This window comes from Afipia sp. GAS231 (genome assembly GCF_900103365.1).
In the GTDB taxonomy this organism is placed as follows: domain Bacteria; phylum Pseudomonadota; class Alphaproteobacteria; order Rhizobiales; family Xanthobacteraceae; genus Bradyrhizobium.
The window spans coordinates 2842195-2861277 of record NZ_LT629703.1; the positions used below are offsets into that span (position 1 = coordinate 2842195).

General features: G+C 63.6%; 14 protein-coding genes. 6 read left to right on the forward strand and 8 right to left on the reverse strand.

Annotation, left to right across the window (positions count from 1 at the left end):
- Positions 1-9 precede the first annotated feature (9 nt).
- The gene (locus BLS26_RS13560; RefSeq protein WP_092518026.1) at positions 10-1863 is read right to left on the reverse strand and encodes an extracellular solute-binding protein; all 1854 of its coding nucleotides are present in this window, start codon (positions 1861-1863) and stop codon (positions 10-12) included.
- A gap of 337 nt (positions 1864-2200) precedes the next feature.
- Positions 2201-2752 (reverse strand): cytochrome c family protein, encoded by a 552-nt coding sequence (locus BLS26_RS13565; protein ID WP_092511809.1) that lies wholly within the window; start codon positions 2750-2752, stop codon positions 2201-2203.
- 208 nt (positions 2753-2960) lie between these two features.
- On the opposite strand from BLS26_RS13565, the gene BLS26_RS13570 reads away from it, so the two are divergent.
- A complete protein-coding gene (locus tag BLS26_RS13570; protein ID WP_092511811.1) occupies positions 2961-3707 on the forward strand; it encodes a 3-deoxy-manno-octulosonate cytidylyltransferase in 747 nt (248 codons plus the stop codon).
- 110 nt (positions 3708-3817) lie between these two features.
- On the forward strand, positions 3818-4678 hold the full coding sequence (locus BLS26_RS13575) for a prephenate dehydratase (protein ID WP_092511813.1): 861 nt from the start codon (positions 3818-3820) through the stop codon (positions 4676-4678).
- 147 nt (positions 4679-4825) lie between these two features.
- Here the strand turns inward: BLS26_RS13575 and BLS26_RS13580 are convergent, their stop codons facing one another.
- Positions 4826-5848: an LLM class flavin-dependent oxidoreductase gene (locus tag BLS26_RS13580; RefSeq protein ID WP_092511815.1), complete on the reverse strand. Its 1023-nt coding sequence runs from the start codon at positions 5846-5848 to the stop codon at positions 4826-4828.
- A gap of 394 nt (positions 5849-6242) precedes the next feature.
- Between BLS26_RS13580 and metF the strand changes: the two genes are divergently transcribed.
- The 3 genes from metF (at position 6243) to maiA (ending at position 11856) form a co-directional block, all read left to right on the forward strand.
- Positions 6243-7157 carry a methylenetetrahydrofolate reductase [NAD(P)H] gene (gene metF / locus BLS26_RS13585; protein WP_092511817.1) on the forward strand — a complete coding sequence of 305 codons (915 nt, stop codon included), beginning with the start codon at positions 6243-6245 and terminating at the stop codon, positions 7155-7157.
- 3 nt (positions 7158-7160) lie between these two features.
- Positions 7161-11006 carry a methionine synthase gene (gene metH, locus BLS26_RS13590; protein ID WP_092511819.1) on the forward strand — a complete coding sequence of 1282 codons (3846 nt, stop codon included), beginning with the start codon at positions 7161-7163 and terminating at the stop codon, positions 11004-11006.
- 184 nt (positions 11007-11190) lie between these two features.
- Positions 11191-11856 (forward strand): maleylacetoacetate isomerase, encoded by a 666-nt coding sequence (maiA, locus tag BLS26_RS13595; RefSeq protein WP_092511821.1) that lies wholly within the window; start codon positions 11191-11193, stop codon positions 11854-11856.
- Positions 11857-12058: 202 nt separating this feature from the next.
- On the opposite strand, the gene BLS26_RS13600 is transcribed toward maiA, so the two are convergent.
- Entirely contained in the window at positions 12059-12685 is a 627-nt protein-coding gene (locus BLS26_RS13600) for a glutathione S-transferase family protein (RefSeq protein ID WP_092518028.1), read from the reverse strand.
- Positions 12686-12890: 205 nt separating this feature from the next.
- Here BLS26_RS13600 and BLS26_RS13605 point away from each other — a divergent pair, with 205 nt between their 5' ends.
- Positions 12891-13787, forward strand: coding sequence for an alpha/beta fold hydrolase (locus BLS26_RS13605; RefSeq protein ID WP_092518030.1), 897 nt, complete (start codon positions 12891-12893; stop codon positions 13785-13787).
- 77 nt (positions 13788-13864) lie between these two features.
- Here BLS26_RS13605 and glpK read toward each other — a convergent pair whose 3' ends face one another.
- The 4 genes from glpK to pimC all read right to left on the reverse strand — a co-directional run bounded on the left by glpK (position 13865) and on the right by pimC (position 19082).
- Positions 13865-15370: a glycerol kinase GlpK gene (gene glpK, locus BLS26_RS13610; RefSeq protein ID WP_092511823.1), complete on the reverse strand. Its 1506-nt coding sequence runs from the start codon at positions 15368-15370 to the stop codon at positions 13865-13867.
- A 275-nt stretch (positions 15371-15645) separates the two neighbouring features.
- Complete coding sequence (locus BLS26_RS13615) at positions 15646-16419, reverse strand: SDR family NAD(P)-dependent oxidoreductase (protein WP_092518032.1); 774 nt, start codon at positions 16417-16419, stop codon at positions 15646-15648.
- Positions 16420-16571: 152 nt separating this feature from the next.
- On the reverse strand, positions 16572-17714 hold the full coding sequence (pimD, locus tag BLS26_RS13620; RefSeq protein ID WP_092511824.1) for a pimeloyl-CoA dehydrogenase small subunit: 1143 nt from the start codon (positions 17712-17714) through the stop codon (positions 16572-16574).
- A 177-nt stretch (positions 17715-17891) separates the two neighbouring features.
- Positions 17892-19082 (reverse strand): pimeloyl-CoA dehydrogenase large subunit, encoded by a 1191-nt coding sequence (gene pimC / locus BLS26_RS13625; RefSeq protein ID WP_092511826.1) that lies wholly within the window; start codon positions 19080-19082, stop codon positions 17892-17894.
- Between the last annotated feature and the right edge of the window lies 1 nt (position 19083).

Genomic DNA, 19083 nt, shown 5'->3' on the forward strand with positions numbered 1-19083 from the left:
GGAAGCCGCTCAAGAGCGTTTACCCATCTTGGCCGCTTTTTCGGCGTCGAACCACCACACCGTCGGGAATCCGGAAACGCCGTATTTGGGCAGCGGATCGGGATGGCTGAAGCGATCCCAGCGCGCATAGCGCTGGAAGCCATAATTGAATTGCGGAACGCAATAGAAGTTCCAGAGCAGGACGCGGTCCATCGCCTTGCAGGCGGCCTCCAATTCGGCGCGGCTCTTGGCGAAGATGATGCGATCGATCAGGGTATCGATCGCGGGATTCTTGATGCCGCCCACATTGCGCGAACCTGGCCGATCCGCCGCCTGCGAACCGAACCAGTCGCGTTGCTCGTTGCCCGGCGACAACGACTGCCCCCACACCGCGGTAGTGATATCGAAATCGAAATCGCGCATGCGATTTTGATACTGCACATTATCGACCTTGCGAATGTTCACGGTGATGCCCAGCCGTTCCAGCGAAGGCTTGTAGAACAGCACGATCCGCTCATTGCCCTCGTCGGAAGACAGAATCTCGACGCTGACAGGTTGCCCCGCGGAATCGACCAGCTTGCGGTCGCGGATTTCGAACCCGGCCTCTTTCAGAAGCCGGCCAGCTTCGCGGAGATTATTGCGCACCGCCTCTGGGTTGCCGTTGACGGGATCCTTGTAGGGAGTCGTGAAGACCTCCGGTGGCACCTTGTCACGCACCGCTTCGAGTATCTCCAATTCCTGGCCCTGCGGAAGACCCGTCGCCATCAGCTCGGGGATACCATCGAAATAACTGCTGTCGCGATGATATTCACCAGTCGAGAGTATCCGGTTCATCTCCTCGAAATCGAAGGCGTAATTGAAGGCCCGGCGAAGCCGCGCGTCCTTGAACAGCGGCCGGCGCAGGTTGAACGCCCAACCCTGCATCCGCCCTGAGCTCAGAACCGGAAATTTCTCTCTGATCACCCGCCCGTCGCGTACCGCGTCGAAGTCATAGGCGACCGACCATTCCTTGGCGCTACGCTCGCCATACCAGTCGAATTGGTCGGCTTTGAAGGCCTGGCGCCCGACCACGTCGTCGCGGAAGAACTCGTAACGAAGTTCGTCGAAATTATCCTGGCCGACGCTCGAAGGAATATCCTTGGCCCAGTAATCCTTGACACGCTCGAGCACCAGCGTGCGGCCGGCAACGAAATCCTTGATACGGTAGGGCCCCGAGCCCAACGGCGGTTCCAGCGTGGTCGCCGTGACGTCGCGCTTGCGCCCTTGCGCGTCCGTGCCTTCCCACCAGTGCTTGGGCAACACGATGACCTGACCGGCAATATTAGGCAATTCGCGGTTACCAGGAGCGTCGAAGGTGAACTTAACGTCGCGCTCGCCAATCTTTTCGCATTTGACGATATGCCCGAAATAGGAACTGAACATCGGGCTGTTTTTCTTGAGCGCGTCGAAAGAGAAAATCACGTCTTCCGCGGTGATCGGCTTGCCGTCGTGCCACCGTGCGATCGAACGCAGCCGGTAGATCACATAGGAGAAATCGTCCGGGTAGGCCGCGGCCTCAGCGATCGCACCGTAGGAAGTGTTAGCCTCATCGAGCGAAGAGCTGGTGAGCGATTGGTAAATTCGGCCGACGCCGTTGGGGGCCAACCCCTTCAACCCGTCCATCACGATGTTGAAGCTGTCGTAAGTACCTAGTTCAAACAGGCGCGCGACGCCGCCCTTGGGCGCAGTCGGATTGACGTAGTCAAAATGCTTGAAGTCGGCAGGGTATTTGATGTCGCCGAAGGTCGACAAGCCGTGTCGCCAGGCCAGCCCATCGGGTGCCGCCTGCGCTTGCGCCGGCGTGATCGCGCCAAGATAGGGGGGGAGCCCCAGCACCGGGGCCATCGCGGCGACGGCGCCGCCCTGCAGAAGATGTCGTCGGGTTATCGCCAAATGAGGAATTCCTGTTTACGGCCGGCCGCTTCTTATTTTGGTCGCATGATCTGTCCGGAAAACCGGTCTCCACTTTTCCGGATCATGCTCCAGCCAGCGCCCAATATAAGGCAAGGGTTCGACAAATTACGTTGCTTTTTCCTCATGATAATAGCCCAAAGGCTGTCACGGTGCGGCGAAACGTCCCGATAACGACAATGCGATCAGCCCAAGATTCAACCCACGAAAAACGGCCAGGCAATGCCTGGCCGTGCTGTCGCGCGCAAGTCCATGCTGGACTAAAGAAATGTTATTTCGCCGCCGTCGGAAGCGGAACCGGCTTGTCGGCCAACGTGGCCAGATAGGCGATCACGTCGGCTCGCTCGCTGTCCCTCTGGATGCCGGCAAAGCCCATCGCGGTGCCGGGAACGAAGCCCTTCGGATTGGAGATGAACTTGTTGAGGTCGTCGAACGTCCATTCGCCGCCTTTGCCCTTCATGGCCGCTGAGAAGTTGAAGCCTCCCTTGCCCTCGCCCTTCTTCTCGCCGACGGTGCCGAACAGGTTCGGACCGACGCGGTTGGGGCCGCCCTTTTCGAAGGTGTGGCAAGCGGCGCACTTCTTGGCGGCGGCGGCGCCCCGCTCCGCGGAAGCGGTCTGCAGCAGCTTTTCGATCGGCTCGGACGGCGCGGCGGCTTCCTTGGCGCCACCTTCGTGGGCCGTTTCCTTCACGGCGATCTCGAAGCCCGACTTTTCCGGCATCTTGGGTGAGAAAATCGCACCAGCGGCAAAGCTCGTCACCAGAAGCAGAATGCAGGTACCGAGAATGGCACCGATGATCTTATTGAGTTCGAAGGAGTCCATAGTGGCTCAGGCTCCAGCCCTGAAGGTCGGCGTAAGGCCGGCAGAACGGCCGCGGGATAGCATCAGGAATCAGGCTTTCGCGCTGCACCCTCAGCAGGGTTGAGATATCGGTTTGCCCGGGCTCTGGCAACCCGTATAAACGCCCCGACTTTCCGCCAATCCCCATTATTTCCGGCCTGTTTTCGAGGCCGCCTTTGACTGCGTACCGATGACCGAAACCCGCAACTTGGTGCTGATTCCTGCCCGCATGGCGGCGACCCGCCTGCCAGGCAAGCCGCTCATGGACATCGGCGGCCTGCCGATGATCGTCCACGTGCTGCGGCGGGCCCTCGAGGCCCAAATCGGCCGGGTTGCGGTCGCTACCGATACGCCCGAGATCGCTGCCGCGGTCAGAGCCCATGGCGGCGAGGCGGTCATGACCCGCGCCGACCATCCCTCCGGCTCGGACCGGATTTACGAGGCCATGACCATCCTCGACCCTGAGGGAAAGGCCGAAATCATCGTCAATCTGCAAGGCGATTTCCCGACCATTACGCCCGACACCATCCGCAGCGTGCTTCCGCCGCTTGCCGAGCCCGCGGTCGATATCTCGACGCTGGCGTCCGAGATTCATACCGAGGAAGAAGACCGCGCTCCGAGCGTGGTGAAGGCGATCGGCTCGCCGATCGGCCCGCGAAGGTTGCGTGCGCTTTATTTCACGCGCGCCACGGCGCCCACCGGCGACGGGCCGCGCTATCACCACATCGGCCTCTATGCCTATCGCCGGGCCGCGCTGGAGCGGTTCGTGACGCTGCCGCCCTCGCCGCTGGAGCAACAGGAGAAGCTCGAGCAGCTTCGGGCCCTGGAAGCCGGGATGCGGATCGACGTCATGATCGTCGACACCGTCCCGCGCGGGGTCGACACCCCGGCCGATCTCGAAACCGCCCGCCGAATACTAAAGCCCCGTTCTGATTGAACGGCGCTTTATCCTTTTGTTTTGACGCGTTTTCTTCAGCGCGAACCGGTGTGCCCACTTCGCTCGAAAACGCTCTAGCCAAAGCCTGAACCGCTGCTACAAGGCCCCCCATGACCCAGAAGCTGAAAATCGCATTCCAGGGCGAGCCTGGCGCGAACTCCCATATCGCCATCGTCGAGGCCTATCCGGACGCCGAGCCGTTGCCCTGCCCGACCTTCGAGGACGCGCTGGCGGCGATCGCCTCGGGCGAGGCCGATCTCGGCATGATCCCGATCGAGAATTCGGTCGCCGGCCGCGTCGCCGACATCCATCACCTGTTGCCGCAGTCCGGCCTGTTCATCGTCGGCGAATGGTTCTTGCCGATCCATCACCAGTTGATGGCGCCGCGCGGCGCCAAGCTGGCCGATATCAAGACCGTCGAGAGCCACGTCCACGCGCTCGGACAGTGCCGCCGCATCATCCGCAAGCTCGGCATCAAGCCGATCGTGTCGGGCGATACCGCGGGATCGGCCCGCATCGTCGCCGAACGCGGCGACAAGTCCTGCGCCTCGATCGCCTCGAAGCTCGCGTCCGAAATCTACGGCCTCGATATCCTGGCCGAGGATGTCGAGGACGAAACCCACAACACCACCCGCTTCGTGGTGCTGGCGCGCGAGGAGAAGTGGGCCGCGCAGGGCTCCGGTCCGCTGGTCACCTCGTTTGTTTTCCGGGTCCGCAACCTGCCGGCGGCGCTCTATAAGGCGCTCGGCGGCTTCGCCACCAACAGCGTCAACATGACCAAGCTCGAGAGCTACATGGTCGACGGCGAATTCTTCGCGACGCAATTCTATGCCGATGTCGACGGACATCCCGACGACAAGGGCCTCGCCTTTGCGCTGGAGGAACTGAAATTCTTCTCGCGCGAATTCCGCATCGTCGGGGTTTATCCGGCGCAGCCGTTCCGGCTGACGTTCAGCGGCAACGGGGATTGAGATCGTCTCGGAGTACCATCCCGACACAGACTTTCGTCATGGCCGGGCTTGTCCCGGCCATCCACGTCTTGGCGGAGAAGGAAGTCGTGGATGCCCGGGTCAAGCCCGGGCATGACGCGGTGAGAGCTGCGTAACGCTCAAACTCTCTTAAGCCGCCACTTTCTTCCCCAGCCCGAAAGCGTCCGCCAGCAAACTGTAGGACTTCTTGCGCGCGTCGTGATCGTAGACGGCGGTGATGATCATCAGTTCATCGGGCTTCGCGGCGTCCAGCATCGGCTGCAGTTTTGTCATCACGGTCGCGGGGCTGCCGACGAACAGCCGCTCGCGGTTGCGTGCGACCGAGAGCCGCTCGGCATCCGTATAGGGATAGGCCAGCGCCTCCTCGACGCTCGGCAGCGGCAGAAATTGTCCGCGGTCGCGGCGCAAACGATTGAGATCCATCGAGGACGCGAGCTTCTCGGCTTCCGCATCGGTCTCCGCGGCAACGGCGGCAACCGCCAGAATTCCGTGCGGCGTCGAAGTCCAGCCGCCCTCTTTCTTGAAATGCGCATGATAATTGGTCATCGCCGCGACCGCGTCATAGGACGCGAAATGATGCGCGAACGCGAAGCCCATGCCGACTTGCGCGGCCAATTCCGAGCTGTAGTCGGACGAGCCGAGCAGCCAGATCGGCGGCAGCGGCACGTCATCCGGCATCGCCACCACGTTGTTGTAGGGATGGCCGGCCGGGAAACCGCGGGTCTCCCACAGGATCAATTCCTGCAACCGCTCGAGAAAATCGTCGCCCTCGCGGCGGTCGAGCCGGCTGCGCAGCGCATGCGCGGTGGCGCCATCGGTGCCGGGCGCGCGACCGAGGCCGAGATCGATACGGCCGGGAAACAGCGCCTCCAGCATCTTGAAGCGTTCGGCCACCATCAGCGGCGCGTGGTTGGGCAGCATCACGCCGCCGGAGCCGACGCGGATGTTTTTGGTCACCGCGGCGATCTGCCCGATCATCAGGTCGGGCGCCGGGCTCGCGACCGAAGCCAGGTTGTGATGCTCGGCCAGCCAGTAGCGGACATAGCCGAGGCCATCGACATGGCGCGCCAGATCGATGCTGTTGCGCAGTGCCGCGGCGGGTCGGGTACCTGACGTGACGACGGAGAGGTCGAGGACTGAAAGCGGGATCATGGCGCTAAGCTAGTGCGGCAATCGCCGGCCACAAAGGGTGCCGGCGTGCAGATCAGGCCCGCGCCGGCGGGCGCGCGATGCTGCCGGCGCCCCTCGCGAGTGGGACAAAATATGACAAATCCAATATAATCCGATTCTACCCAACCCTTTCCTTTGCGAAAACCGGAGCCTGAAATCGATCTAATATATTGAAATAGCGTAATATTCTTCCTAGATATCCTTTGATCATGCCTGCCCACTAGGTGTTCTTCTGAGGCAAATTTATCATCAGTTTTGTTCATGATGGGCAATTTCCCATAGCCGATGGGCTATGTGCGGCGCCGTGTTTGGCCTATTTTAGCTGATCGCCGCTAGGCCTGATGCCTGCCCAATCCCGTGGAGCTCCGCGACTGCCATGACCGAGGTTACCTCTCCCGTATCGGACGGGCCGCGCGAACTGCATTCGCCCAAGATCTCCTTCGAATTCTTTCCGCCCAAGACGGAAGATATGGAGCGGTCCCTGTGGGAGACCATCAACCGGCTGGCGCCGCTGGCCCCCAACTTCGTCTCGGTGACCTATGGCGCCGGGGGATCCACCCGTGAGCGCACCCATTCGACCATTGCCCGCATCCTCAAGGAGACTCGCCTGACGCCGGCGGCGCATCTGACCTGCGTCGGCGCGCCCAAGGGCGAGATCGACGACGTGGTGGCGCGCTATCACGACGTCGGCGTCCGCCACATCGTGGCGCTGCGCGGCGACCCCACCACCGGCATTGGCACCGCCTATCAGGCGCATCGCGATGGCTATCAGAGTTCGCCGGATCTGATCGAAGGCATCAAGAAGCACTATCCCGATATCGAAATCTCGGTGTCGGCCTATCCGGAAAAGCATCCGGAGAGCCCGAGCCTCGACGCCGACATCGACACGCTGAAGGCCAAGGTCGACGCCGGCGCCACCCGCGCCATTACCCAGGTGTTCTTCGACAACGACCTCTACTTCCGTTACCTCGACCGCGTCCGCGCCCGCGGCATCGATATACCCGTCGTGCCGGGCATCATGCCGATGCATAATTTCAAGCAGGCGCGCGGCTTCGTGACCCGCGCCGGAACCACGGTGCCGTCGTGGCTCGCCGACAAGTTCGAAGGTCTCGACGAGGACGCCGAGACCCGGAAGCTGGTCGCCGCCACCGTCGCGGCCGGCCAGGTGCAGAAGCTCGCCAAGCACGGCGTCGATACTTTTCACTTTTACACCATGAACCGCGCGGACCTCGTGTTTGCGATCAGCCATCTCCTGGGCATTCGCCCCCATGGCGCACAGAAGGCCGCTTGATCGATGACCATTCCGATTTCGCCGAAGCGAACCGCTTTGCTCGCCGCCGCCCGCGAACGCATCCTGGTGCTCGACGGCGCCATGGGCACGATGATCCAGGGCCTGCAATATGACGAGGCCGCGTTTCGCGGCGCGCGCTTTGCGGATTTCCACCGCGATGTGCGCGGCAACAACGACTTGCTGATCCTGACCCAGCCGGAGGCGATCGAGGACATCCACGCCGCGTATCTCCGCGCCGGCGCCGACATCGTCGCCACCAACACCTTTTCCTCGACCTCGATCGCGCAGGCCGACTACGACATGTCGGACCTCGCCTATGAGCTCAACCGCGACGGCGCCAGGCTCGCCCGCGCCGCGGCGACGCGCGTCAGCGCCGAGGACGGCAAGCCGCGTTTCGTGGCCGGCGCACTCGGGCCGACCAACCGCACCGCCTCGATCTCGCCTGACGTCTCCAACCCCGGCTACCGCGCCGTCACCTTCGACGACCTGCGCAAGGCCTATGGCGAACAGATCAACGGCCTCCTGGACGGCGGCGCCGACCTGCTGCTGGTCGAAACCATCTTCGATACGCTGAACGCCAAGGCCGCGCTCTACGCCATCGCCGAGATCACCGACGCGCGCGGCATCGACGTGCCCGTGATGATCTCCGGCACCATCACCGACAAGTCCGGCCGCCTGCTATCGGGCCAATTGCCGGAAGCGTTCTGGAATTCGGTGCGGCACGCCAGGCCCGCCACGATCGGCTTCAACTGCGCACTCGGCGCCGAAGACCTGCGCGCGCATATCGCCGACATCGGCCGCGTCGCCGACACGCTGGTGTGTGCCTATCCGAATGCCGGACTCCCGAACGAGTTCGGCCAGTACGACGAGACCCCGGAATACATGGCGCGGCTGATCGGCGAGTTCGCACAAGCCGGCCTCGTCAACATCGTCGGCGGCTGCTGCGGCACCACGCCGGATCATATCGCGGCGATTGCCGCTGCCGTCGCCCCGCACAGACCGCGCGTCGTGCCTGAGATCGAGCCGCGGCTGCGGCTGTCGGGGCTGGAGCCGTTCGAACTGACGCCCGCGATCCCCTTCGTCAACGTCGGCGAGCGCACCAACGTCACCGGATCGGCGAAATTCCGCAAGCTGATCACCGCCGGCGACTACACCGCGGCGTTGGCGGTGGCGCGCGACCAGGTCGAGAACGGCGCCCAGATCATCGACGTCAACATGGACGAGGGCCTGCTCGATTCCGAAGCCGCGATGGTGACGTTCCTCAACCTCGTCGCCGCGGAGCCCGACATCGCCCGCGTGCCCGTGATGGTGGACTCGTCCAAGTTCGCCGTGATCGAAGCCGGTCTGAAATCCGTTCAGGGCAAGCCGGTGGTGAACTCGATCTCGATGAAGGAGGGCGTGGAGAAGTTCATCCACGAGGCCCGGATCGCGCGCCGCCATGGCGCCGCCGTGGTCGTGATGGCGTTCGACGAGGCCGGCCAGGCCGATACGTTCGCGCGCAAGACCGAGATCTGCAAGCGCGCCTACGACATCCTCGTCAACGAGCTCGACTTCCCGCCGGAAGACATCATCTTCGATCCGAATATCTTTGCGATCGCGACCGGCCTCGAAGAGCACAACAATTACGGCGTCGACTTCATCGAGGCGACGCGCTGGATCCGCCAGAACCTGCCGCACGCGCATATTTCCGGCGGCGTCTCCAACCTGTCGTTCTCGTTCCGCGGCAACGAGCCGGTGCGCGAAGCGATGCATTCGGTGTTCCTGTATCACGCGATTCATGCCGGCATGGACATGGGCATCGTCAATGCCGGGCAGATGATCGTCTATGACGACATCGATCCCGAGTTGCGCCAGACCTGCGAGGACGTGATTCTCAACCGCGATCCCGGCGCGTCCGAGCGGCTGCTGGCGCTGGCGGAGAAATTCCGCGGCAAGGAGAAGCAGACCAAGGAACAGGATCTGGCCTGGCGCGAATGGCCGGTCGAGAAGCGGCTGAGCCACGCGTTGGTGCACGGCATCACCGAATATATCGAAGCCGATACCGAAGCCGCGCGGCTGACGGTCGAACGCCCGCTGAATGTGATCGAAGGCCCGCTGATGGCCGGCATGAACATCGTCGGCGACCTCTTCGGCGACGGCAAGATGTTCCTGCCGCAGGTGGTGAAGTCCGCGCGCGTGATGAAGCAGGCGGTCGCCTACCTGATGCCGTTCATGGAAGAGGAGAAGGCGCGCAACCTCGCAAATGGCGTGGCCGGTGACGGCCGCAAGAACGCCGGCAAGATCGTGCTCGCGACCGTCAAGGGCGACGTCCACGACATCGGCAAGAACATCGTCGGCATCGTGCTGCAATGTAACAATTTCGAGGTCATCGACCTCGGCGTCATGGTGCCGGCATCGAAGATCATCGAGACCGCCAAGGCCGAAGGCGCCGACATCATCGGCCTGTCCGGCCTGATCACACCTTCCCTGGATGAGATGAGTTTCCTTGCCGGCGAAATGGAACGGCAGGGCATGAAGATGCCGCTGTTGATCGGCGGCGCCACCACCAGCCGCGTCCACACCGCCGTTAAGATCGACCCGAACTACAAGGGCGGCCCGGTGGTGCATGTCAACGACGCCAGCCGCGCCGTCGGCGTTGCGTCGTCGCTGCTTTCGGCCGACAAGCGCGACGCCTTTGCGACTGACATCCGCGCCGAATACGCCAAGATTTCCGCGGCGCATTTCAGGGCGCAGGCCGACAAGAAGCGGCTGAAGCTCGAGACCGCCCGCGCCAACGCGATGAAGATCGATTTCGCCAAGGCGCCGCCGACCAAGCCAAAATTTTTCGGCATCAAGAGTTTTGACGCCTACGACCTCGCCGAACTGGCCGAATACATCGACTGGACGCCGTTCTTCCAGACCTGGGAACTGACGGGGCGCTTTCCTGCCATCCTCGACGATCCAAAGGTCGGCGAAGTCGCGCGCTCGCTCTACGACGACGCCCGCAAGATGCTCGATCGCATCGTCAAGGAGAAGTGGTTCACCGCGCGCGCCACGATCGGCTTCTGGCCGGCCAATGCCGTCGGCGACGACATCGCTGTCTATGCCGACGATGGCCGCAAGCAGCAGATCGCGACCTTCCATACGCTGCGCCAGCAACTGGAGAAGCGCGAAGGCCGCTTCAATTCCGCGCTGTCGGATTTCATCGCGCCGGCATCCTCCGGCGTGCCCGATTACATCGGCGCCTTCGTCGTTACCGCCGGGATCGGCGAGGACGTCGTTGCCGATCGTTTCAAGAATGCCAATGACGATTACTCCTCGATCCTGTGCAAGGCGTTGGCCGATCGTCTCGCCGAAGCCTTTGCCGAGCGCATGCATGCGCGGGTGCGGCGCGAGTTCTGGGGTTACGCGCCGGACGAGACCACGACGCCGGATCAACTGATCCTCGAACAATATGCCGGCATCCGCCCCGCGCCCGGCTATCCCGCCCAGCCCGATCACACCGAGAAAGCGACGCTGTTCCGTTTGCTCGACGCCGAGAACACCGCCGGCGTCAAGCTGACCGAGAGCTTTGCGATGTGGCCGGGCTCGTCGGTATCGGGACTTTATTTCAGCCATCCCGAGAGCTTCTATTTCGGTGTCGGCAAGATCGAGCGCGACCAGGTCGAGGACTACGCCGCCCGCAAGGGCATGAGCGTCACCGAGACCGAGCGCTGGCTGGCGCCGGTGCTGAATTACATTCCCTCGCAGGAACCGCACCGCACGGAGAAGACCGCCCCGCTCGCCCCCGCCAACGACGTCGCTTCGCATCCGCCCGGTTGCACCTGCGCCGTGCACCTGGCCTGGCGCAAGAAGGCGGTGGGGGCGTAGGGACGCGCGGCTGCTTCCTTATCCCTCCCCCTTGTGGGGAGGGTCGGCGCGAAGCGACGGGGTGGGGTTAGCGCACGGCAGTGCGCGAAAATCTCATTTGCGGAGACACCCCCCACCCGTCATGTTGTTCGCTCTGCCCACAACATGCCACCCTCCCCACGAGGGGGAGGGATAAGAGGCCCCCATGAAATTCTTCTCCTTCTGGCGATCGCTGGCGAGTTTTCGCGTTCGCATCGCGCTCAACCTGAAGCAGGTCGCTGCCGACGTCGTGTTCGTCGACCTCGACACCAATGCGCATCGCGAGGCGGCATACCGCGAACTCAACCCGCAGATGGCGCTACCCTCGCTGGTGCTGGACGACGGCACCGTGCTGTTTCAGTCGCTCGCGATCCTCGAATATCTCGAGGAGACGCATCCCGCGCCGGCGCTGCTGCCGGCCGACCAAAAAGGCCGCGCCCGCGTCCGTGGCCTCTCCCAGATCGTCGCCTGCGAAGGCCATCCGCTGCTGGTGCCGCGGGTGCGGCGCTATCTCGACCACGAACTGAACCTGCGCGACACCCAGCAAGCCGCGTGGCGCCGCCACTGGACGGTGGAGACGCTGGCGGCCCTGGAAGGCCATCTCGCCGGCGACAGGGCGACGGGGCGCTTCTGTCACGGCGATCAGCCTACCTTCGCCGACATCTGCATGGTCGGGCATGTGACGGCGGCAGTGACGCAGCAGATCGATCTCGGCCCCTCTCCGACCGTGAAGCGGATTTTTGAGACCGCAATGGCGCTGCCGGAATTCGCCAAGGCCCATCCGTCGATGCAGCCGGACACGCCGGAGGCGATGCGGCCGAAGGCGAGTTAGCCGATTCGATTGCCAAGGAACCTGTAGCCCGGATGAGCGCAGCGATATCGGGGGTTGTGCCGGTGCGGCCCCGTATGTCGCTTCGCTCATCCGGGCCACGGAACTCATCGCCGTCATTGCGAGGAGCGAAGCGACGAAGCTATCCATCTTTCCTACTGCGGCACGATGGATTGCTTCGCTGCGCTCGCAATGACGGCGCGGCTCACCCCTTCGGCGGCGCCAGCGGCTGCACGATTTCCTGAAATTCCGGCAGCGCCTCGCAGCGCGCGGCGTGCGCCTGCAACGCCGGATAGCCTGTGCCGAACAACGAGGGATGCGCCTCGCCGGTAAAGCGTAGCGCGCACGCGACCGCGATGTCGGCGTGGCCGATGCGGTCGCCGAACCAGTATGGCGTGGTAACCGCCGCGCGCTCCTTTTCCAGCACCGCCAGCACGCCCGATATCTGCGCCTCGCAGCGCTCGACCCAGAGCGCGAGCTTTTCCTGCCGCAGCACGCGCTCATAGAGCAGGCTGACGCCCTTGTCGCCGAGCCCCATCGCCAGTGCGGCAATCCGCTGCTGCCGCCACCGCGCCTCGCCATGCGGTGGGAACATCGCCTTCCCGGGCCCGACGCGATCGTCGAGATAATCCAGCATCATCGCGCTCTCGATCAGCGCCTCGCCGCTATCCAGCACCAGCGTCGGCACCCGCCGCAACGGATTATAGGGCGCGATCTTGTCGGCATCGCCGAAGGTCGACCACGGCCGGTGCTCGAACGGCAGCCGATACAGCAGCAACGCAATCGCGACGCGGCGAACGAAGGGGGAATCGTATTGGCCGATCAGGATCATGTGGTGCACTTTCCGCTCGTCATGCCCGCGCTCGACACGGGCATCCATCTACTTTGAACTACTGATATTGAAGCGTGATGGATGCCCGGATCAAGTCCGGGCATGACAAAGTTTTCCGTTCCTCGCTTTGCTTACCTTCGACGTAATTGGATCGAGCCGTCGCGGGCCGCATGGTCCCGCCATCACTGGCGAGGAGACCATGCCGATGCAACGGAGAGATTTACTGCTGACCGCCGCTGCGGCCGCGACCATGACGGCCCGCGCCGGAAGCGCTGCGGCGACCGCCGGAAAGCCGCCGACGAAAATCCGGACGCGCGACGGCACTGAGCTGTTTCATCTGGACTGGGGAAGCGGCACGCCCGTCATTTTCGTGCATGCCTGGGGGCTCTCCAGCAGAATGTGGGCATATCAGACCGCCTATCTCAGCGACTACGGCATCCGCTGCATCGCGTTTGACCGGCGCGGACACGGTCGATCCGACATTCCAAGCGAAGGCTATGACCTGGATACGCTGGCCGACGATCTCGCCACCGTGATCGAGCAGTTGGACCTTCACGACGCTGTCCTCGTCGGCATGTCGATGGGTGCCAACGAGATCCTGCACTATGTCGGCCGGCACGGAACCGGCCGCATTTCCAGGATTGCACTGCTGGCACCGACGACGCCGTTTGTCCTGCAGGCGGCGGATAATTCGCACGGCGCGCCCAGGGCGTATTTCGAGCAAAACTGGAATATCTGGTCGAACGACTTCCCCAAATGGGTGGAAGACAACAAGCTGCCCTTCTTCACGCCAGAAACTTCGCCGCAGATGATGGAGTGGGTCGCCGATATGCTGCGCGAAATGTCGGTGCCGGTCGCCATTGCGACCAACCGCGCCGTCATCTCGACCGACCTGAGGCCTGCGCTGGCGAAGATCGACCGGCCCGTGCTGATCCTGCATGGCGACAAAGATCAGTCCGCGCCGCTCGAATTCACGGGCCGACGCACCGCGGCCGGCATCAAGGGCGCCGTGCTGAAGGTCTACCCCGGCGGACCCCACGGCCTGTTCGTGACCCACATGAAGCAGGTGAATGCCGATCTGCTCGAGTTCATCAAGGGTTGATGAAAAGAAAGCAAGACGTGGATCACCGGGTCAAGCCCGGTGATGACGGCTGAGTGTGCGAGACAGGCGAGAAGGAACTACCCTTCCCCCTCGTCACTCGCCAGCACGCCCTTCACCGCCCGCGCCCAGCCCGCGAGCTTCCGCTCGCGCGTCGCCTGGCTCATCGCCGGCTTGAACCGATGCTCCAGCCGCCAGTTGTCGGCGAATTTTGCGGGCTCGGGATAGACGCCGGCCGCAAGCCCCGCGAGGTAGGCGGCGCCGAGCGCGGTGGTTTCCTGGATCATCGGGCGGTCGACCGGCGCGTCGAGTAGATCCGCCAGGCGCTGCATGGTCCAGTCGGAGGCGGTCATGCCGCCGTCGACGCGGAGCACGACGTTGGCAGCGTCGGCGGCCGGCCAGTCGGCGCGCATCGCGGCCCAGAGGTCGAAGGTCTGGTAGCAGACGCTTTCAAGCGCGGCATGCGCGAGTTCGGCGGGGCCGGTGTTGCGGGTGAGGCCGAACAGCGCGCCGCGGACGCGCGGATTCCAGTAGGGCGCCCCTAAGCCGACGAAGGCCGGCACCAGATAGACCGACTGCATCGAGTCGGACTTGTCGGCGAGTGGGCCGGTTTCGGATGCCTGCTTGATGATCCCCAACCCGTCGCGCAGCCATTGCACCGCGCTGCCGGCGACGAAGATCGAGCCTTCGAGCGCGTAGGTGCGTTTGCCGTTGAGCTGATAGGCGATCGTGGTCAAGAGCTTGTTCTTCGAGGCCACCGGCGTGGTGCCGGTGTTGAGCAGCGCGAAGCAGCCGGTGCCGTAGGTCGACTTCATCATGCCGGGCGTGAAGCAGGCCTGGCCGATGGTCGCGGCCTGCTGGTCGCCGGCGATGCCTGAGATTGCGATGGAGCCGCCGAACAGGCCGGCGTCGCTCTCGCCGAATTTCGCGGAAGAATCCTTCACCTCGGGCAACATCGAGCGCGGCACGCGCAACAGTTTCAGGAGTTCGTCGTCCCACTCGCCGGTATGGATGTTGAACAGCAGCGTGCGCGAGGCGTTGGTGGCGTCGGTGGCGTGGACTTTTCCGGCGGTCAGCCGCCACAGCAGATAACAATCGACGGTGCCGAACATCAGCTCGCCGCGCTCGGCGCGGGCGCGCGCGCCGGGCACGTGGTCGAGCATCCACGCAACCTTGGTACCGGAGAAATAGGGATCGATAATCAGGCCGGTCTTGGCCGAAATCGTAGGCTCATGGCCTTCACTCTTCAGTTTGGCGCAGACGTCGGCGGTGCGGCGATCCTGCCAGACGATGGCGCGGTGCACGGCCTGGCCGGTGGCGCGGTCCCACACCACGGTGGTCTCGCGCTGGTTGGTGATGCCGATCGCGGCGATGTCTTTCGCCTTCAGCCCGGCCTTCTCCAGCGCCTCGCGGCAGACCATGACCGTCGAGGTCCAGATATCCTCCGGCTCGTGCTCGACCCAGCCGGAGGCCGGAAAATGCTGCGAGAATTCCCGCTGCGCGGTGGCGGCGACGGAAATATCCGAGCGAAACACGATGGCGCGCGAGGATGTGGTGCCCTGATCGATGGCCAGCACAAAGGACATGACGTTACTTCCCGGAACGGTTGTCGGTTGCGGCAAGGTGAGCGGATTGGGGGAAGAAGGTCAATATCCGGAGCACAGTCCGCCCCCTCTCCCGCTTGCGGGGGAGGGTTGGGGTGGGGGTGCCTCCGCGGGTGCTGGTGTCCGCGACGTCGCACAAGCGTCGCAACTAACGAAGAGTGGGACTCGCGGAGGCTCCCCCACCCGCCTCGCTGCGCTCGGCACCCTAAGAGCGAGCTTCGCTCGTCTCGACCCCGCGCGCGGGAGAGGGAAGAAAGCTACGTCGCAGCTGTCGTCACGCCGCCGTCGACCACGATGGTCTGGCCGGTCATGAAGGTCGAGGCGTCGGAGCCGAGATAGGCGACGGCGCCGGCGATTTCGTCGGGTTCGCCGATGCGGCGCAGCGGCGTGCCGGCGGTGCGGCGCTTCAGATTGTCCGGGTCTTCCCACAGCGCCTTGGCGAAATCGGTCTTGACCAGGCCGGGCGCGACGCAGTTGACGCGAACGCCCTTGGGACCCCATTCGCCGGCGAGGCTGCGGCACAGCGCAAAATCGGCCGCCTTGGAAATTCCGTAGGCGCCGATCACGGTCGAGCCGCGCAGGCCGCCGATGGAAGAAATAATGACCACCGAGCCGTTGCCGCGCTCCGCCATCTGCGGAATCGCCAGCGCGCAGAGCCAGATGTTGCTCTTGACGTTACTGCCCATGATCTTGTCGAAGGCCTCGTCCTTGATGTCGAGCAGCGGGCCGTAATACGGGTTCACCGCGGCGTTGCAGACGAGAATGTCGATCTTGCCGTAGTGCTTGATCGAGCCATTGATCAGCGCCTCGACTTCCTCGCGACGCGAGATGTTGCAGGGAATGACGATGGCGTCGCCGCCCGACTTGTTGATGCCGTCGGCGACTTCCTTGCAGGCATCGGCCTTGCGGCTGGAGATCACCACCTTGGCGCCGAGTTTTGCCAGCAGCTCAGCCGATGAGCGGCCGATGCCGCGGCTGGAGCCGGTGACGACGGCGACCTTGCCGGTGAGATCGAACGGGGTTCCCTTCACGATACGCACTCCCTGTTTTTATTCGTTTGCGATTCTTCTTTCGTCATGGCCGGGCTTGACCCGGCCATCCACGAGTTACTTTGCCGCCTAAGACCTGGATGCCCGGCACAAGGCCGGGCATGACGACTATTGCGGAGATGCGGTCGGCTAAATCACACCAGCCCGCCCGCGTCGGTGACGCGGCGGAGGTGGTAGTCGGTGTCGCCAAAGGTGTTTTCGATCATGGTTAGCCGCTTGAAGTAGTGGCCGATCTTGGCTTCCTGGGTCATGCCGATGCCGCCGTGAAGCTGGATCGACTGCTGGCCGACGAACTTCAGGGATTTGCCGACCTGCACCTTGGCAGCGGCGACCGCGGTCGCGCGTTCCCTGGCGCTGTCGAAATCGGCGGCCATGGTCGCGAACATCGACATGCTGCGGGCCTGTTCGCAGGCGACGAACATGTCGGCGGCGCGGTGCTGCAGGGTCTGGAAGGTGCCGATCGCGACGCCGAACTGCCTTCGCGTCTTGAGGTACTCGACCGTGCTCTTCAGCGATTCGTCCATCGCACCGACCGCCTCCGCGCACATCGCGGTGCGGGCTTCGTCGACCACGCGCTCGATCAGGTCGAGACCGTTGGCGGGATCGCCGATCGCAGCGTCAGCACCGACCTCAACGCCGGTGAGCGTGATGTCGGCAGCATGCATGCCGTCCTGGGTCGGATAGCCTTTGCGGGTGACGCCCTTGGCATTCGCGGGCACGAGGAACACGCCGATGCCGCTCTTGTCACGTCGCGAACCGGCGGTACGCGCGGTCACGATCAATGTGTCGGCGTTCTCGCCGTTGAGCACGACGAACTTTTCGCCGTCGATGACCCAGCCACTGCCCTTCTTCTTCGCGGAGGTCGCGACGTCAAACAGGTCGTAGCGCGAGTTCTTTTCGAGCTGCGCAAAGGCAAAGGTCTTGCTGCCGTCGATGATCCCGGGGATATGCGCCGCCTTCTGCTCGGCCGAACCGCCGTGGCGCAGAAAACCGCCGCCGACCACCACCGTCGCCAGATACGGCTCCAGCACCAGCGCCTTGCCGAGCGCTTCCATCACGATCATGGTTTCGACCGCGCCGGCGCCGAAGCCGCCATCGGCTTCCGCGAAGGGAAGTCCGAGCAGGCCCTGCTCGGCGAGCTTGCCCCAGACGGCCTTGCTCCAGCCGCCCTTCTCCTTCTGGTACTTCTTGCGCGCATCGAAATCGTAGGAGTCGTTCAGGAGACCGTCGATGCTTTCCTTGAGAAGGCGCTGCTCCTCGGACAAATCAAAATCCATGTTCTTTACTTTCTCCGGCTAACCAAATTCGTCGTGATGCCCGGGCGTCGCGCCCCATTTTCGATTGTCATCCCCGCGTAGGCGGGGATCCAGTAGTCGCCGGCGTCTGCGTCAATCACATCGGCCGCGGCGTACTGGGTCCCCCGCTTTCGCGGGGGACGACAGGTGTGTGCCGGGTTACAGCCCCAGCACCGCCTTGGTGATGATGTTGCGCTGGATCTCGTTGGAGCCGCCGTAGATCGAAACCTTGCGGTTGTTGAAATAGCTCGGCGCGATCTGCGCGGTCCAGTCCATGGTCTCGTTGGAGCCGTCGTCGCCATGCTCGTCATAGGGCGCGGCGAACGGGCCGATCACTTCCATCAGAAGTTCGGTGGTGGTCTGCTGGATTTCCGAACCCTTGATCTTCAGGACCGAGGACGCCGGGTTGGGCTTGCCCTTGCCGTGCTTGCCCTCGTCGGCGACGACGCGGAGCTGCGTCAGTTCGAGCGCCTTCAACTCGATCTCGCAGGCCGCGAGCTTCTCGCGGAAACCCTGGTCTTCCAGCACCGGCTTGCCGTTGGACTCGACCTTGGAGGCGAGCTCCTTGATGCGGCGCAGCCGCTCCTTGGAAACGCCGACGCGGGCGATGCCGGTGCGCTCGTTGCCGAGCAGGAATTTGGCGTAATCCCAGCCCTTGTTCTCCTCACCGATCAGGTTCTCGACCGGCACCTCGACGTCGTCGAAGAACACCTCGTTGACCTCATGGCCGCCGTCGATGGTCTCGATCGGGCGCACGGTGACGCCCTTCGACTTCATGTCGAACACGATGAAGGAGATGCCCATCTGCTTCTTGGCGTTGTTGTCGGTACGGCAGAGGCAGAAGATCATGTCGGCGTGCTGCGCCAGCGTGGTCCAGGTTTTCTGGCCGTTGATGATGTACTTGTCGCCCTTGCGCTCGGCCTTGGTCTTCAGCGAGGCGAGGTCCGATCCGGAGCCGGGCTCCGAGAAGCCCTGGCACCACCAGTCGTCGACATTGGCGATGCGCGGCAGATATTCCTTCTTCTGCTTCTCGTTGCCGAAGGTGTAGATCACCGGGCCGACCATGCTGACGCCGAAAGCGAGCGGCGCCGGCGCCGGATGCATCTGCAGCTCTTCGTTGAAGATGTAGTGCTGCACCGAGGTCCAGCCGGTGCCGCCATATTCCTTCGGCCAGTGCGAGACGCCCCAGCCCTTCTTGTTCAGAATGCGCCACCAGGCGACCATTTCGTCCTTGGAGAGATGGCGGCCCTCCACCAGCTTCTGCCGTGTGGCCGGCGGCACGTTCTCCTTGAAGAAGGTGCGGACCTCCTCACGAAACGCCATTTCTTCCTTGCTGAAAGCGAGATCCATC